This is a genomic window from Planococcus massiliensis, assembly GCF_000821325.1.
Taxonomy (GTDB): Bacteria; Bacillota; Bacilli; order Bacillales_A; family Planococcaceae; genus Planococcus; species Planococcus ruber.
On the sequence record NZ_CCXS01000001.1, the window covers coordinates 2,371,754 to 2,387,039 of the forward strand.

18 protein-coding genes are annotated in these 15,286 nt (G+C 45.8%); 11 read left to right on the plus strand and 7 right to left on the minus strand.

The annotated features are described in order from the left end of the window. Window positions 1-36: 36 nt before the first annotated feature. Complete coding sequence (locus BN1080_RS11835) at window positions 37-1,029, minus strand: lipoate--protein ligase (protein WP_052652271.1); 993 nt, start codon at window positions 1,027-1,029, stop codon at window positions 37-39. Between the two features lie 141 nt (window positions 1,030-1,170). Here BN1080_RS11835 and yhfH point away from each other — a divergent pair, with 141 nt between their 5' ends. Further along, on the plus strand, window positions 1,171-1,296 hold the full coding sequence (gene yhfH, locus BN1080_RS17045) for a protein YhfH (protein ID WP_110925633.1): 126 nt from the start codon (window positions 1,171-1,173) through the stop codon (window positions 1,294-1,296). 534 nt (window positions 1,297-1,830) lie between these two features. Here the strand turns inward: yhfH and BN1080_RS11840 are convergent. The 4 genes from BN1080_RS11840 to hemE are packed head-to-tail and all read right to left on the minus strand — an operon-like array spanning window position 1,831 to window position 5,772. Next, a complete protein-coding gene (locus BN1080_RS11840; protein WP_052652272.1) occupies window positions 1,831-2,304 on the minus strand; it encodes a FixH family protein in 474 nt (157 codons plus the stop codon). Window positions 2,305-2,320: 16 nt separating this feature from the next. Continuing rightward, the gene (gene hemY / locus BN1080_RS11845; protein ID WP_052652273.1) at window positions 2,321-3,739 is read right to left on the minus strand and encodes a protoporphyrinogen oxidase; all 1,419 of its coding nucleotides are present in this window, start codon (window positions 3,737-3,739) and stop codon (window positions 2,321-2,323) included. A gap of 27 nt (window positions 3,740-3,766) precedes the next feature. Then, window positions 3,767-4,699 carry a ferrochelatase gene (gene hemH / locus BN1080_RS11850; RefSeq protein ID WP_052652274.1) on the minus strand — a complete coding sequence of 311 codons (933 nt, stop codon included), beginning with the start codon at window positions 4,697-4,699 and terminating at the stop codon, window positions 3,767-3,769. A 26-nt stretch (window positions 4,700-4,725) separates the two neighbouring features. Beyond that, window positions 4,726-5,772 carry a uroporphyrinogen decarboxylase gene (gene hemE / locus BN1080_RS11855; RefSeq protein ID WP_052654582.1) on the minus strand — a complete coding sequence of 349 codons (1,047 nt, stop codon included), beginning with the start codon at window positions 5,770-5,772 and terminating at the stop codon, window positions 4,726-4,728. Between the two features lie 222 nt (window positions 5,773-5,994). Here hemE and BN1080_RS11860 point away from each other — a divergent pair, with 222 nt between their 5' ends. From BN1080_RS11860 to BN1080_RS11870, 3 genes are all read left to right on the plus strand, one after another. Next, window positions 5,995-6,504 (plus strand): antibiotic biosynthesis monooxygenase family protein, encoded by a 510-nt coding sequence (locus BN1080_RS11860; protein WP_052652275.1) that lies wholly within the window; start codon window positions 5,995-5,997, stop codon window positions 6,502-6,504. A 57-nt stretch (window positions 6,505-6,561) separates the two neighbouring features. Continuing rightward, window positions 6,562-7,557: a sodium:calcium antiporter gene (locus BN1080_RS11865; protein WP_052652276.1), complete on the plus strand. Its 996-nt coding sequence runs from the start codon at window positions 6,562-6,564 to the stop codon at window positions 7,555-7,557. A 129-nt stretch (window positions 7,558-7,686) separates the two neighbouring features. Next, window positions 7,687-8,856: an amidohydrolase gene (locus BN1080_RS11870; protein WP_052652277.1), complete on the plus strand. Its 1,170-nt coding sequence runs from the start codon at window positions 7,687-7,689 to the stop codon at window positions 8,854-8,856. Window positions 8,857-8,898: 42 nt separating this feature from the next. Here the strand turns inward: BN1080_RS11870 and BN1080_RS11875 are convergent, their stop codons facing one another. Together BN1080_RS11875 and BN1080_RS11880 are read right to left on the minus strand one after the other, a co-directional pair. Further along, on the minus strand, window positions 8,899-10,098 hold the full coding sequence (locus BN1080_RS11875; protein WP_052652278.1) for an ABC transporter permease: 1,200 nt from the start codon (window positions 10,096-10,098) through the stop codon (window positions 8,899-8,901). After that, window positions 10,082-10,831 carry an ABC transporter ATP-binding protein gene (locus tag BN1080_RS11880; protein WP_052652279.1) on the minus strand — a complete coding sequence of 250 codons (750 nt, stop codon included), beginning with the start codon at window positions 10,829-10,831 and terminating at the stop codon, window positions 10,082-10,084. Before BN1080_RS11880 ends, BN1080_RS11875 begins: the two co-directional genes overlap by 17 nt. A gap of 104 nt (window positions 10,832-10,935) precedes the next feature. Here BN1080_RS11880 and BN1080_RS11885 point away from each other — a divergent pair, with 104 nt between their 5' ends. From BN1080_RS11885 to BN1080_RS11915, 7 genes are all read left to right on the plus strand, one after another. Continuing rightward, complete coding sequence (locus tag BN1080_RS11885; RefSeq protein WP_052652280.1) at window positions 10,936-11,358, plus strand: HIT family protein; 423 nt, start codon at window positions 10,936-10,938, stop codon at window positions 11,356-11,358. Between the two features lie 113 nt (window positions 11,359-11,471). Continuing rightward, entirely contained in the window at window positions 11,472-12,002 is a 531-nt protein-coding gene (locus BN1080_RS11890) for a tryptophan transporter (RefSeq protein WP_052652281.1), read from the plus strand. Between the two features lie 123 nt (window positions 12,003-12,125). After that, window positions 12,126-12,524, plus strand: coding sequence for a YtxH domain-containing protein (locus tag BN1080_RS11895; protein WP_052652282.1), 399 nt, complete (start codon window positions 12,126-12,128; stop codon window positions 12,522-12,524). A gap of 285 nt (window positions 12,525-12,809) precedes the next feature. Beyond that, window positions 12,810-13,370 carry an HTH-type transcriptional regulator Hpr gene (locus BN1080_RS11900; protein WP_052652283.1) on the plus strand — a complete coding sequence of 187 codons (561 nt, stop codon included), beginning with the start codon at window positions 12,810-12,812 and terminating at the stop codon, window positions 13,368-13,370. A gap of 106 nt (window positions 13,371-13,476) precedes the next feature. Then, window positions 13,477-14,022 (plus strand): DUF3267 domain-containing protein, encoded by a 546-nt coding sequence (locus tag BN1080_RS11905; RefSeq protein ID WP_052652284.1) that lies wholly within the window; start codon window positions 13,477-13,479, stop codon window positions 14,020-14,022. Between the two features lie 60 nt (window positions 14,023-14,082). Next, on the plus strand, window positions 14,083-14,268 hold the full coding sequence (locus BN1080_RS11910) for a hypothetical protein (RefSeq protein ID WP_052652286.1): 186 nt from the start codon (window positions 14,083-14,085) through the stop codon (window positions 14,266-14,268). A 117-nt stretch (window positions 14,269-14,385) separates the two neighbouring features. After that, complete coding sequence (locus BN1080_RS11915; protein WP_052652288.1) at window positions 14,386-15,285, plus strand: peptidylprolyl isomerase; 900 nt, start codon at window positions 14,386-14,388, stop codon at window positions 15,283-15,285. The last annotated feature ends 1 nt before the right edge of the window (window position 15,286 follow it).

Consider the following 15,286-nt stretch of genomic DNA (forward strand, 5'->3'; position numbering starts at 1 on the left):
AAAGAGCCTGCTTAAAAGCAGGCTCTTCATGAATTCTTAATAAATTAATTTCAAAAACTCTTCTTTCGTAATGCCGCCGAGGTATTTCGGAATATCAAATTCACTGATAGCTGCATCCAACGAAGCACGGTCGTATTTAATGCCTGTAATCGCCCGTTCAATTTCCTCGACATCGCCGACGCCGAAAAAGTCGCCGTAAATGTTGGCGTCTTTGATGGCTCCGCCTTCAACTTGCAGACGGACATCGATGCCGCCGACCGGGAAGCGATGCGAATGCTTCATATTGAACTTTGGCGACTTTCCGTAGTTCCAGTCCCAGTTGCCATAGCGCTCTGCGGACAGTGCATGGATGTTTGCCCAATCTTCATCGGTCAGTTCCCAATACTTCACATTGGCTTCCCCTTCAAAAAGAGAATTTAAAATCGCTGCACGGAACTCAGTGACCGTCATCGGCTCTTCCAGGAATTCCGAAATGTTCGCCACTCGGCTGCGAATCGATTTGATGCCTTTCGATTCGATTTTTTCTTTGCTGACTTTCAAAGCGGAAACAACAGCATCCACTTCCGTATCGAACATCAAGGTGCCATGGCTGAACATGCGCCCTCTTGTGGAGAACTGGGCATTCCCTGAAATTTTGCGCCCTGCCACCATCAAATCATTGCGCCCTGAAAGTTCTGCATCTACGCCCAGTGACTGAAGCGCTTGCACAACCGGCTCCGTAAACTTGCGGAAGTTTCGGAAACTGTTGCCGTCGTCCACTGTGATGAAACTATAATTCAAGTTGCCAAGATCGTGGTAAACTGCTCCCCCGCCCGACAAGCGGCGCACTACATGGATCCCGTTCGAATCGACGTAGTCGGTGTTGATTTCCTCAGCCGTGTTTTGGTTCTTCCCAATAATGATGGATGGCTCATTGATATAGAACAGCAGAAACGAATCTTTCTCCACATCCATCGTCTTCAATAAGTATTCCTCGATTGCCAAGTTAATGCGCGGGTCTGTAATGCCTTTATTGTCTACGAAATACATAATCTCTCTCCTTTGCCTTCTCTACCTTGTTTAGTTTAACGGATAATTTGAAAAATTTCATGGTTTAGGGTTGACGAATCCAAACTGTTATAATACAATTCAATAAACCGAATCAGTACTATAACAAAGGAGCTGGGATGAATGATTGAAAACGTAGTCGAATTTTTCAAGAACTTGCCGCCGAAACAATGCGTAACATGTGGAGAAAAGATTGAAGAGCAGCACGAGTGCTACGGAAGCAAATGTGAGTCCTGCAACGAGTTGTAGTACAGAAAAGCGAAAGCGGCCGGGTAGCTCCGGCAGACTTAAGCTGAACTTCCGAAGCGGCGTTCTTTGCCGCACAGGAAGAGCAGCTTAAGGCCGAGGAGTTGGCCGTTGGAGTCTGGACAATAGAAAAGCGGAAGCGCCCGGTTAGATTCGAAAGGCATAAGACGATCTGGCGAAGCGGCGTTTCTTCAGCCACATAGCCAGAGTGGCTTATGACCCGAGAATCTGGGCGCTGGAGTCTGGACAATAGAAAAGCGAAAGAGCCCGGGTAGATTCGAAAGGCATAAGACGATCTGGCGAAGCGGCATTTCTTCAGCCGCATAGCCAGAGTGGCTTATGATCCGAGAATCTGGGCGCTGGAGTCTGGACACCAGAAAAGCGGAAGCTCCCGGGTAGATTCGAAAGGCAAGATATGGGCAAATTCATTTGGCCTTATCTTATCTGCCGGAGCATGAGATCGTAAACGAACTTCTAAAATCAATTTGTAAAACAAAAAAGGCAAGCACCCCCGTCGGGTGCTTGCCTTTTGCTGAATTAATGGCCGGAATGCTCATCCATATCCATTTTGTCCATGCCTTCAGAATCGTCGCTGTCATCCGGAACGATGGAAGCGGGATCCGGGTCGCCAACTGTGATTTCCTGTTTCGGCATCACGTGAAGGCGCCGGGCCGTCGTATGGGCCTGCATATAATACAGGCCTTCTTCTTCAAAAACGGTTTCCGCTTCATAAATTCCGTCTTCTGTATGTTCAGCTTCAATCATTTCACTATTATCGCGGTCACCGGACTGCCAAACTTCGTAAACGACTTCGTCAGCGTCTTCTACCGTTTCGCTTCCTTGCGTCACCGTTACGGATAAAGTAACTTCTTCAGCCACTTCTACTTCCTGCGGCGTCGTAATTTCCACTTCTACAATTTCCGTTGAATCTCCGGCGCCAGCTGAATCGTCGTTCGATCCACATGCTGCCAACAGCAGCATCGGCAGGCTGAGCCATGCTAATTTCTTCATGTTCTTACCTCCGCATTCATTTCTTCGATTGGTGCCGTTTGATGGCTTCTTGCGCCGCTGCTTGGCCTTGCTCGACACAAGCCGGCATGCCGCCTCCTTCAAAAGAGCTGCCAATCAGCTGAACCATCGGGAATGCTTTATTCAAGTCTTCTTTTGCCGCTTGGGTGCGGGCTTCATGCCCTACTTGATATTGCGGCATCGAATTATTCCAGCGAGTGACGACGGTAAAGTCAGGCTCTCCAGAAATCGGAATGGCTTTCCGCAAATCTTCCAGCACCATCCGTTCAATTTCCTTGTCCGATAAATCGACGACCGCTTCATCTCCGGTCCGGCCGACAAATGCTTTAAAGAGCATCTTCCCTGCCGGAACATGGGCCGGCCATTTCGTATGCATCGCCAAACACTTCGTAATCGTAAAATCACTGTTTCTGGAAACCACAAATCCCATGCCGTCTGCAGCAGAAGAGTCGATGGCCGCTCGCGAAAAGGCAATGGACACCGTAGCTACGGACGTCGATGGCATTTCTTTCAGATCTTTCAACAAGCCGGCCGGTTCAAATAAGGGCTGAATCTTTTCATGCGGCAAGGCAAAAATCACTTCGTCCACGAGAAGGTCCGAGTCATTGTTCAAACGCAGAAGCGCTTTGTCCTGCTCATGCCGAATCTTATCGACTTTCACACCTTTGAGGATGGTGCAACCGGATAGCGCATTTTCCAGCGCGTCCACTAAGGTTTGCATGCCATTCTCGAATGTTTGAAAGATGCCTTCACTCGTTGTGGTAAAAGCTTTTGCATCCAGCGCTTCATCTTTTTTCACGCCAGCAATCAGGCTGCGGTGTTTTTGCTCAATTTGATAGAAAGCTGGAAAAGTAGAAGCCAAGCTCATGCGGTCAATATCACCGCCGTACAGGCCGGAAAAAATCGGCTCGATCAAATTCTCCACCAATTCTTTTCCGAAACGGCGGCGCATGAATTTGCCCAGCGGCTGGTCAGCGGATCCGGCAGATTTCGGCATGACCAAGTCAGCCGCTGCACGAAATTTCCCGCTCCAGGAAGACAAGTGCGAGCCGATAAAAGGCCCCCATTCCGTAGGGACGCCCATGACGGACCCTTTCGGAATCGGGTGCAATTGATCTTCAACCACTACAAAACTTTCGCCTGATCCGCTAGCTATCAACTTGTGTTCAATTCCTAACTCTTGGGCTAAGCTATCTATCGTTTTCGTACGGGAAAGAAACGAGTCTGGTCCACGCTCAATTACAAAACCGTCTCTATGAAGCGTCTGGATTTTTCCGCCTAAGCGATGCACCGCTTCAATAATTGTGAGATCCAGCGAAATGCCCTGCTCTTTCGCTTGTTTTTGCAAATAGTATGCAGCAGACAGGCCCGATATTCCTCCGCCCACGACTGCTGCTTTCAGCGTCCGTTCTGTCACGTTTCATATTCACTCCCGATCCAATTATTATTCTGCTAGTTTGTTCAATACCACATCTGCCAGGCCATCAATGAACAAAGGCTGCACATTCGGCATTTCTGGACGGTGGTACGCTGCACCAATTTCATCGCAAACCACTTTGCACTCATAGTCATTGTCAAAAAGAACTTCTAAATGGTCCGCTACAAAGCCGACTGGCGTATAAACGAATGAAGTATAGCCTTTTTGTTCGTATAACTCACGCGTTAAGTCCTGTACATCCGGCCCGATCCATGGCTCTGGCGTTTGGCCGGCACTTTGCCAGCCCACTTCTACGTTTTCTACGCCTGCCGCTTCAGAAATCAAAGCCGCTGTCTCTTTCAATTGGTCCGGGTAAGGATCGCCATTTGCAATGATCTTCTCTGGCAATGAATGCGCAGAAACGATCAAGCAAGATTTAGCGCGTTCTTCTTCCGACATGGCAGCAAAAGTTGCACTCACTTTTTCGCTCCAGTATTGGATGAATTTCGGCTCTGTATACCAGCTTTCAACAGATACTAACTCGATGCCCGCTTTTTCAGCAGCTTCTGCTGCGCGGCCATTGTAGGATTTTACCGAGAAAGTAGAGAAATGCGGTGCAAGAACGATCGATACGGCTTCTTTAATGCCATCACGCGCCATTGCAGCAACACCATCTTCCACAAATGGTTCGATATGCTTCAATCCAAGGTATACTTTGAAGTCGATTTCATCCTGCACTTCATTTAGGCGAGCGCCTAAAGCATCCGCTTGGTCTTGTGTAATTTTCGCAAGCGGCGACAATCCGCCGATCGCTTTATAGCGGCTGCGCAAATCTTCCAGGCTTTCTTCGCTCGGCTTGCGGCCATGGCGAATATGCGTGTAATAACGTTCGATATCCGCTTCCTCGTATGGTGTACCATAAGCCATTACCAATAATCCCATTGTCTTTTTCAATTCCATCACCTCATAAGAAATTTTTGCTTCAATTAATTGTTTGCTTTATAGGCAGCACTATACTCATGCACAAATGCCGTTAACCGCTTTAATGTATCCGGCTGTACTTCCGGGAAGACGCCGTGCCCTAAATTGAAGATGTGGCCGTCTTGCTGCAGGCCCATATCCAAAATCTTTTTCGCACGCTCTTCAATGACCGGCCAATCTGCCAGCAAGAAGGATGGATCGAAGTTTCCTTGCAAAGTCTTCGTCATTCCCATATTCCGCGCTTCAGAAATCGGCAAGCGCCAATCCAGGCCGACTACATCAACTGGCAAGTCATGCCATTCTTTAGCTAAATGGCTTGCACCGACACCGAAAATCGTCAAAGGCACGCCTTCAGTCCGAAGTTCTGCAAAAATCCGATCCATGACAGGCTTAATGAAGATGCGGTAATCCTCCACATTCAAAGCTCCAACCCACGAGTCGAAAATTTGGACAGCTTTTGCTCCCGCTTTTACTTGCGCTTTTACATAAGGGATGATGGTATCTGCCAATTTATCCATCAAGGCAAACCACATTTCCGGCTCAGATGCCATCATCGCTTTTGTTTTGTTATAGCTTTTCGATGGCCCGCCTTCAATCATATAACTGGCAAGTGTGAAAGGCGCACCTGAGAACCCGATCAGCGGCACATTCAATTGTTCTTGCGTCAAAATTCGGATGGTTTCAAGAACGAAATCGACGTCCTGCTCCGGGTTGATTTCGCCGAGGCGCTGAATATCTGCCATTGTACGGATCGGGTTATCGATAACCGGACCAACTCCAGCTTTGATTTCAACGTCTACGCCGATTGCCGGCAGCGGCGTCACGATGTCTTTATAAAGAATCGCTGCGTCCACATTGTACTGATCGACAGGAAGCTTTGTCACATAAGCGCAAAGCTCCGGCTGGTGAGTAATTTGCTCCAGCGAGTATTTCTCTTTTATTTTGCGGTATTCCGGCTGTGAACGGCCAGCTTGGCGCATATACCATACTGGCGTATGTTCCGTTTTTTCTCCGCGGGCAGCTCTTAAGTACATGTCGTTAAATGCTGTCATGTTTTTTTTCATCCCTTCAATCTTATCTTCCACTGCGTTCTATTTCGTTATCCGTAATTTACTATAGACGCTCCGCTTCCTATTGTATAGAATCCTTAGGTAAATGTCATAAATTAGACTCTTCTCGCTTCACAGCTTGTTCATAAAGCGTTTTATGTTGGCAGATAAGGGAAGAATAAGATTAGAAGATTGATTTAGAAGATTGATGAGGAGGTTTTTTGGATGAATTTATTTATGACCACTGGAACTTACGAATTTATGAAGAAAATGAGAGAAAAGCACCCGCAGGAAACGATGGTGCTGATGCAAGGGGAAAATACGACCTTGCTGCTCCATGAAACGGAAGGCAAAACGATTTTCCAGACGCCGCGGCGTTATGAAGTTGTCGATGGCACCGGCACGTTTAAGGAAAAAGGCTTTTTTGTCATGAACCATATTCCGGTGACGGATGAAGGCCGGCCGATTTTTGAGCACCGGTTTAAAAACCGGGCAGGAGCCGTTGAAAATGAACCCGGATATGTGGCCTTCCGTGTCCTGCGCCCTGTAGATTCAGATACGTATGTCGTGCTGACCGAATGGGAATCTCCAGCTTTCTATGAAAAATGGAAAGAATCTCAGGCTTTTTCAAAAGCGCATGAAACACAAGCGGATGCACCAGCCGAAAAACGGCAGCATATTTTCTCCGGTTCTTCTTATATCACCATGTACAAAGCAAAGCCGGAAGAAAAATAATAAGCGAGCCTCATCTAATGAGGCTTCTTTAATACATAGACGACTGGAGGAAAATAAATGGTTTTTATTTACTTTATCCTAGCTGCCATCGTAACCGTAATTGCGTCCATCAAATTATCGCAATATGCTGATGTCATCAGCGAGAAAACTGCGATGGGCGGGATGATGGTCGGCACCTTGCTTCTTGCTGGAGCAACTTCCCTTCCGGAAGTTTCGACAAGCTTTTCTGCAGCAGCCATCGGCAATGCCGATATTGCAGTCGGCAATATGATCGGCTCCAATTTGTTTAATTTATTTATCCTGGCAACTTTTGATTTTCTGCTGCGCCGCAGACGGATTTTGGAACGTGCCAGCAAAGATCACCTGTACACGGCATTTCTCGGCTTATTGCTGACTGTCCTTGTCATCCTTTCTTTGTGGCTGCGAATCGATATTTCCTTCCTGGGAATTGGGCTGGATGCGTTAATCATCGCGGTCGCCTATATTGCCGGTATGGTATTCATCAATAAGCTCCAATCGCAGGATCCTTCTATAGAAGAATCGTCAATTTCAGAACAGGAGCCGGATAACCCAAGCGGAGATTTATCGCCTAAAGCCGCCATCGTCCGATTTATCATTGCGGCTTTGGTCGTTCTTGGAACCGGTACTGCTCTTTCGGTCACAGGAGACGAAATAGCCGTCATTACCGGAATCGGTTCCAGCTTTATCGGCAGCTTCCTGATTGCTGCCACTACATCACTGCCGGAAGCCATTTCTGTATTCGTTGCGTTGCGGTTGAATAACGTCAATATGGCAGTCGGCGCCATTTTGGGAAGCAATATCTTTAATATGATCATCTTGGCCATTTCTGACCCCGTTTATACAGCAGGGCCTATCCTATCAGCGGTTTCCGGAGCGCATATGATCATCGCAGTCGGTGTACTCGCCATGTCCCTTTTGACCATTTATGCTTTGACGCAGAAAAAAACATTGTCCAATGCGATTTATGCAGTTCCTTCTATCTTAATGGTGATCATCTACTTTGTGGCCACCTTCTTAAACTTTAATTATTAAAGAGGGCTCTGCGCCCTCTTTTTTATTTTGCAAGTCCGTCTCTTCTTTATATTTCCCTTCTATTCTCTTCAAGCTGATGTGCTATGATTGTAGTGGAACTATTTCGACTATTGAAGGGAGATCCAAAAGATGCTTGAAAAATTATATAACCGACTCGAAGAACGCTATCCAGAAATGGTGGAGATCCGCCGCCACCTCCATATGAATCCGGAACCTTCCTTCCATGAATCCAAAACAGCGGCTTATATCCGCGATTATTATGAACAATTGGGAATTGAAGCAAAGCACGGGATTGGCGGGAATGGCGTAGTAGCTACGATCCGAGGCGCAAAACCGGGAAAAACTGTTGCTTTGCGCGCTGATTTCGATGCACTGCCGATCCAGGATTTAAAAGAAAACGTCCCTTATAAATCGCAAGTGCCAGGTGTGATGCATGCATGCGGACACGATGGGCATACGGCCACTTTATTGGTGCTTGGAAAAACCCTGCATGAAATGCGCGGCGAATTGAAAGGCACTTACCGGCTCATTCACCAGCATGCCGAAGAACTTGCTCCCGGAGGCGCAAAGCCGATGATTGAAGCGGGCGTTTTAGACGGCGTTGACGTTATTTTCGGGACTCATTTATGGTCTACTACTCCGTATGGCCGAATCGATTACCGGGTTGGTCCGGTCATGGCCGCAGCCGACAGCTTCACGATAAACGTTCAAGGGCGCGGTGGCCATGGGGCCATGCCGCATGAAACAAAAGATGCTGTAGTTATCGGCTCACAGCTTGTCAATAATCTCCAACAATTGGTTGCCCGCCGCGTGGATCCGCTTGAGTCGGCTGTATTGTCCGTCACTTCATTTGTTGCAGAAAACCCGTTTAATATCATTGCGGACCACGCCGTCCTTTCCGGAACGGTCCGCACTTTTTCAGAAGAAACACGGTTATTGATGGAGAAAGAAATGCAGCGCGTCGTTGACGGCACGAATATCGCCACCGATAGCCATAGCGATTTCAACTTTATGAGAGGCTATCCGGCGGTCGTCAACCATGAAGCCGAGACAATGTACTTAAAAGAAATTGCTGAAGCCGTTCCCGGAGTCACTGAGGTCTATGAATGCCCTCCTCAAATGGGCGGCGAAGATTTCGCCTATTACCTTCAAGAAATCCCAGGAACGTTCTTCTTCACAGGAGCAATGCCGGACGGGGCAGTCTACCCGCACCATCATCCGAAATTCGATTTCAAAGAAGAAGCGATGCTGCTGGCAGCTAAAACTTTAGGGACAGCTGCAGTAAATTTCCACGAATAAAAAAGGAGTTGGCCCACGTAATTTTGGGGCCAACTCCTTTTTTCATTTTTTCTTCTTCGCAAAAGCCAATGTGATGAAAGAAACCACTAGGACGGCTGCGAATGCAATCAAGGCTATGGCAGGCTCTCCAGCTATGAGCAAAACGATCGCCACAAGCACCGCTTGGATGCTTTGAAGAATCAACACCAGTTTTCCGACTGCTTGCTCTCGGCTGAAAGCTGTCAGCGGAAATAGATTATCCATACGGAAATGCTGTTTTTGATTCAGGCCCTGCCAAATTTGGATGCTGGAAGCGAATGCCAAGGCAGCGATGAAAATGGCGATGGCCACTGGAAATGGAATCAGCCATGCGCCTGCCATCGAAATGGCCGTCAAACGAATCCATAGATAGAACAATTCGTCCGACCGGATAAAGGTTCTTAAAATTAGATAGAAGTGAGCATTTTGCGGCCCTGCTTTGACCAGGCTGTAAATCCAGTTTAGCCAAGCCCGCTCTTTTACTTTCCCTTTAATGTGCGGAACGTCCGTAAAGTAATTCGCGAATTGATAAAACCGCAGCATCCGGTTTTCTTCGAGCCGGATGAAATGTTCATAAGCAAAGGCTTTTCCTGCTGCCTGCCCTTTCACCCAGCGGCCATAAACGATCATGGCAAACAAAAAGAGCACGGCTATCAGCAGATTGCCGATAACGTAGAAATAGACGAAGAGCAGCACCAAAACAAAACGGACCAGCCGGTCAAGCCAGGCATCTCTCCCCGCTTTCGCTTTGCGGAACGAAAATTCGGTTTGGATATTCCACCATTTGATCAATAGCAGCAAGATCGGCAACCCGATCAATAAAGACGATGGCAATCCGTATAAAGCATTGGCCATCGGCAATGACACGATAAACGCAATCACCGGCAAATACAATTGTGAGAAAAACGACCATTTCAATGCCGGCTTCAGAAATTCCTCCAATTTGCTTTCAAGCGGCAAAAAGTAGACCATGTCCGCTTCCTTCAAAAGAGTGAAAGGTGCGCTAAATGCCAGCAGCAAAGCAAAAACAAACGCCATTAGCCATGCGCCGGGAAAATCCGGCGGCACGTTCTGCACCCATTCGCTGTAGGCATAGCCCGCTGCGCCGATGGCAAAAAGCAGCACAACTGCAATATGGCCCGTAACTATATATTTTAAATAATTCTGGACTTCCCGCATATATTTTTGAAGCCGGTTATCCCATACCTCATGCAAGTTCTTCATTGACAGCATCCTCAGTCATCGCAATATATAAATCATCTAATGAAGCGTCCGGCATATCAAATGCTTTCCGCAGATCCTTCATGGTGCCGACTGCCCGAATGCGCCCATTGTGCAAAAGGATGATGCGGTCGCAATAGCGCTCGGCCGTGGACAGGATATGGGTCGACATGAGCACCGAAGCCCCTTTTTTCTTTTGCTTCTCCATTTGGTCGAGCAAGGATTTGATGCCAAGCGGATCGAGCCCGACAAACGGTTCGTCGATGATATACAAAGCCGGATCCACGAGGAATGCACTCATAATCATGACTTTTTGGCGCATCCCTTTAGAGAAATGGGAAGGAAACCATTTCAGCCTTTTTTCCATGCGAAATTCTTTCAATAATTCAGCCGAACGTTTTTCAAAACGGGCCGGTTCAATATTATAGGCCATCGCTGTCAATTCCAAATGTTCGCGGAGCGTCAACTCTTCGTATAGAACCGGTGTTTCCGGAATATAGGAAAAGGACGAGCGGTAAGCATCCATATCTTCTTCAAATTTCTTGCCGTTCAAACGGATTTCTCCTGATTTCGGCTCCATCAATCCGATGATGTGCTTGATCGTTGTACTTTTCCCGGCTCCATTCAAGCCGATCAAGCCGACCAATTCGCCTTTGTTAATTGAAAATGTCACATCTTGCAAGACGGGTTTGCGCGTATAGCCCCCGGTCAGCGACTGGACTTCCAAAATTGCCAATCTCAACACCTCTTTCTTTCCTTTATTGTATCAAATCTCCTGTATGATTTCTTTTGGGAGAAACAAAATATGATAAACTGGTAAAAATGGAAAGGATGATGACAATGACCAATTGTATTTTCTGCAAAATTATTGCCGGCGATATCCCAAGCGTGAAAGTTTATGAAGACGAGCATGTTTATGCGTTCATGGACATCATGCCGCTATCCAAAGGGCACACGCTCCTTATTCCAAAAACGCATCGCGAGTTTGTCTACGACATGACGCCGGAAGAAGCTTCCCATCTTTTCAGTGTTGCACCGAAAATTGCTTCCGCCATCAAAGAGACATTCGAACCGGAAGGCATGAACTTATTGAACAATAACGGCGCTAAGGCAGGCCAAAGCGTTTTCCATTTCCACCTTCATTTCATCCCGCGCTACGGTGAAACGGATGGATTCGGGGCAAAATGGATGACGAAAGAAAAAGAATTCACAACCGAACGAATTCAGGAACTGGCTGAACAGGTAAAGGAAAAACTGGCTTAAATGCTTGCTTTCGTTCGCAATAAAGGATAGAATCAGGATAAGTTTTTTCGCCGGCGGCCACGAGGGCACGTCCGGGAAAGAGCAAAAAGAGTCGAGCTGAGGAGAGATGAGAAATGAATACGAAGAATTTAGTTTTGATGGCCTTATTGGTCAGTGTGGGAGCTGCACTTTATGTGATTATCCCCGGATTTAGCGGAGGCATGAAGCCGGACTTTATGTTGACCATGATGTTTATCGGCATCCTGTTATTCCCGAATGTGAAATCGGTATTTTTGCTTGCAGTGACTACAGGTGTTATATCCGGACTGTTTTCAACATTCCCGGGAGGATTTGTCCCAAATATCCTTGATAAATTCATTACCGCATTTGTCTTTTTGGCATTTGTGCTAATCTTAAAGAAAATCGTACAAAAATTACCGGTAGCCATTGCGCTTTGCGTGGGAGGCACGGTACTGTCAGGAACCGTATTCCTGTCATCGGCCATCTTCGTCATCGGTGCGGATATTCCGTTTGGGATCCTCTTCACTACTGTCGTGCTGCCTGCTATGCTGCTGAACGGCGTCGCTTTCGCATTTATTTACCCGATTGTCCTTACTTTGGTAAGACGTTCGAAATTCGAAACGGCCGCTACTCAATCAGCGTAACCGAAAGCTTTTCAAGGACATTGTCCTTGAAAAGCTTTTTTTCATTGAATCCCCATTCACCTTTATGTTTTAATTAAGTAAAATAGAGGAAAAGAACGGTATAGATGAAAGGGGCGTTTGCCGATGAAAGCATCGACATTTTTTTTAGGTCTTGCAACAGGGTTAGCAGCTGGAGCTGCAGCCACATTATTCTCAACACCACAATCCGGTAAAGAACTTCGCACCTCTGTAAAAACGACTTCTTCCGATTGGAAAGAGAAGCTTGCAGATGTCAAAGAGAAAGTAAACGGACTGAAGGAATCCATCGCCACCTTATCGGCGGAAGCAAAAACGCACTTTCCAGCAGCTGCAGAAGGCTTGAAGGCTTCAATGGAAAATTGGCAAGAAGGAACAGCACCGGCCAAAGAACATTTGCAGCTTGAAATTTTAGCGATTCAAAATTCAATCGAAGAATTGCAGAATGCGATTACCAAAGATAAAAAGGAAAAAAATGACGATTCAGATCATACGGATGACAAGTAAAACTGCCCTCGGGCAGTTTTTTTGATTGCCTAAAATGTTAGGCTGTTTTCAAAAGGCTTCTCCCCCTTCTTTATTGTCCAGTTCAAGCGCCCGGCTCTTCGGGTCATAAGCCATCCCGCCTATGCGGCAAAAAACGCCGCTTTGGCTGTCTGTCTTATGCCTTTCAGAGCTTAGCGGGCGCTCTCACTTTTCTATTTGGGAATTTTTTTATTATTCACACTTTAATAAGGTTTGCTTTATTGCTATAATAAAGAAAAATCTTTCTGGGGGAAAGTTGGTGCTGAAATGAATGAACGCGAATACACGATGAAGGAAGCGATGTTGTTTAGCCAGCGCATTGGGCAATTGTCGAAGGCGTTATGGAAAGCAGTCGAAAAAGATTGGCAATTGTGGATAAAACCTTATGATTTGAATATTAATGAGCATCATATTTTATGGATTTCTTATCATTTAAAAGGGGCTTCTATTTCGGACGTTGCTAAATTCGGGGTTATGCATGTGTCCACTGCTTTCAACTTTTCAAAAAAATTGGAAGAACGGGAACTTCTCGCTTTTTCAAAACGGGATACTGACAAACGCAATACATATGTTGAATTGACGCCAAAAGGCGAAGCACTGATGCAAGAAATGATTGAACGCTACCATGACACACCCCACTCCGTTATCGATGGGTCTCAGCCGATGCGAAACCTTTATGGAAAGTTTCCGGAGTTTTTGGATATTATGGCCTTGATCCGCAATATTTACGGAGATGATTTTATGGAAATTTTTGAAGCTTCCTTTAAAAACATCGAGAACAAATTCAACGAAGAAAATCATGTGATTGAAGCAATTGAAAAGCAGTGAAAACGCTGTCTAAAATTTAATATGAATCTGTCTTGATTTTATCGCTGAATCATTGTATTGTATGTATCGACTCAAAAGAGCAATCTACTTTTAGGAGATGCAACCAATGCATTGCTGGAAAACCATCAATTTAAAAAAACAATACGGACTCGATCGTGTCTATATGCTTTCTGCACTCATGGGGCTCGGTGTTTTCATGAGCTTTTACATCATGCTGAACATCCTTTATTCCGATCCTTTGTCCGACCAGAATTTCTTCTTTTTCATCTTGGCGATTTTAGCCGTTTATCCGCTTCATAAGGCATTTCACTTTTTGCCTTTGGTCGGCTGCCGAAAATGCATCAAATTGGTTGTGAAAAAAAGCTTTAAGGTTTTTCCGATGTTTTCCTTGCATATTAAAGAACCTGTTTCCAAGAAACGTTTTTTGTTTACTTTGCTCAGCCCGTTCTTATTGATCAATACAATCATCATTATTCTTAGCATCTCATTTCCTGTATACAGCCATTATTTTGCCATGCTGCTCGCTTACCACTGCGGCTTGTGCTTAACGGACTTGATCTATCTCCGGAATCTGGCTCATTCACCAAAAGACGCTTTGATCGAGGAAACGGAAACCGGATATGAAATTCTGGTTCCGGAAGCAATGGTCTAATCCTGTTTTTTCCTCTCGTCTTTGTTATACTAGTAACTAAGTATAGAGGGGAGGAAACCCATGATAATCGCAGTTGTTGTAATGTTTTCCGTGTTTTACTTGTTCCAGATCAACCGAATGACCTTAGCGCTTGTTACATCTAGGGAAATTCCGGAGGAAAACCATCAGAAAATTTTCCGTACAATCAATATATTAATTACCATCTTATTGGTATCCTTATATGTAGGCGTAGAATTTACCCCATAAGTTCATTTGCCCCAGGCATTTGGGCTTTTTCTTTTGAAAAAGAAACTTTTTGATTTTTAAAACGTTTATGTTATAGTAACTAACGGCATCTAGAAAGAAAGTTGGGAGCGAATAATTATGAAGAAATCCATATTGACATTGTCTTTAGCCGCATCCGTTTTAGTACTAGGCGCATGCAGCGATAACGGTTCTGAGGGAGAAGTGGTCGTCTCTTCTAAAGTCGGCGACATCACTGAAAATGATTTGTACAATGAAATGAAAACCTCTGTCGGCGATCAAGCCGTCCAAGTCCTAATGATCGAAAAAGTGCTTGCGGACAAGTACGAAGTGACGGACAAAGAAGTCGATGCAGAATACAAAAAATCTGAAGAACAGCTTGGCGAAAGCTTTGAACAGTTTCTTCAGCAAAACAATCAAACCGAAGACAGCTACCGCAAAGTCATCCGTTTAAACCTCTTGCAGGAAAAAGCGTTGACTGACGGCGTTGAAGTGACGGATGAAGAAATCCAAGCACAATATGAGCGCCAAGGCACTGAACTGAACGCGCGCCATATTCTTGTAGAAGATGAAGAAACAGCAAACAAAGTGAAAAAAGAATTGGATGAAGGCGGCGATTTCGCGAAATTAGCAGAAGAGTATTCAACGGATCCTGGCTCTGCAGCAAACGGCGGCAACCTGGACTGGTTTGGAACTGGCGCTATGGTACCTGAATTTGAAGATGCGGCTTACGCATTAGAAGTGGATGAAATCAGTGCACCTGTTCAATCACAGCACGGCTTCCACATTATTCAAGTGATGGAAAAACGCCAAGTGGAAGATCAGCCGGCTCTTGAAGATCAAAAAGACGAAATCAAAAAAGAATTGGCTGTTGGAAAAGCAGACCAAGAAGCGTTGATCCCTAAAATCGCGAAAATGATGGAAGATGCTGACATCGATATCAAAGATGAAGACCTTAAAGGTGCTTTCGACGATATCATGAACGCTGAAGCTCCAGCGGAAGAAACACCAGCAGAATAAG

Coding starts and splice junctions, on each gene's coding strand:
- BN1080_RS11835 (WP_052652271.1), bottom strand. CDS start 1,029: ATGTATTTCGTAGACAATAAAGGCATTACAGACCCGCGCATTAACTTG.
- yhfH (WP_110925633.1), top strand. CDS start 1,171: ATGATTGAAAACGTAGTCGAATTTTTCAAGAACTTGCCGCCGAAACAA.
- BN1080_RS11840 (WP_052652272.1), bottom strand. CDS start 2,304: ATGAAGAAATTAGCATGGCTCAGCCTGCCGATGCTGCTGTTGGCAGCA.
- hemH (WP_052652274.1), bottom strand. CDS start 4,699: ATGGAATTGAAAAAGACAATGGGATTATTGGTAATGGCTTATGGTACA.
- hemE (WP_052654582.1), bottom strand. CDS start 5,772: ATGACAGCATTTAACGACATGTACTTAAGAGCTGCCCGCGGAGAAAAA.
- BN1080_RS11860 (WP_052652275.1), top strand. CDS start 5,995: ATGAATTTATTTATGACCACTGGAACTTACGAATTTATGAAGAAAATG.
- BN1080_RS11865 (WP_052652276.1), top strand. CDS start 6,562: ATGGTTTTTATTTACTTTATCCTAGCTGCCATCGTAACCGTAATTGCG.
- BN1080_RS11870 (WP_052652277.1), top strand. CDS start 7,687: ATGCTTGAAAAATTATATAACCGACTCGAAGAACGCTATCCAGAAATG.
- BN1080_RS11875 (WP_052652278.1), bottom strand. CDS start 10,098: ATGAAGAACTTGCATGAGGTATGGGATAACCGGCTTCAAAAATATATG.
- BN1080_RS11885 (WP_052652280.1), top strand. CDS start 10,936: ATGACCAATTGTATTTTCTGCAAAATTATTGCCGGCGATATCCCAAGC.
- BN1080_RS11890 (WP_052652281.1), top strand. CDS start 11,472: ATGAATACGAAGAATTTAGTTTTGATGGCCTTATTGGTCAGTGTGGGA.
- BN1080_RS11895 (WP_052652282.1), top strand. CDS start 12,126: ATGAAAGCATCGACATTTTTTTTAGGTCTTGCAACAGGGTTAGCAGCT.
- BN1080_RS11900 (WP_052652283.1), top strand. CDS start 12,810: ATGAATGAACGCGAATACACGATGAAGGAAGCGATGTTGTTTAGCCAG.
- BN1080_RS11905 (WP_052652284.1), top strand. CDS start 13,477: ATGCATTGCTGGAAAACCATCAATTTAAAAAAACAATACGGACTCGAT.
- BN1080_RS11910 (WP_052652286.1), top strand. CDS start 14,083: ATGATAATCGCAGTTGTTGTAATGTTTTCCGTGTTTTACTTGTTCCAG.
- BN1080_RS11915 (WP_052652288.1), top strand. CDS start 14,386: ATGAAGAAATCCATATTGACATTGTCTTTAGCCGCATCCGTTTTAGTA.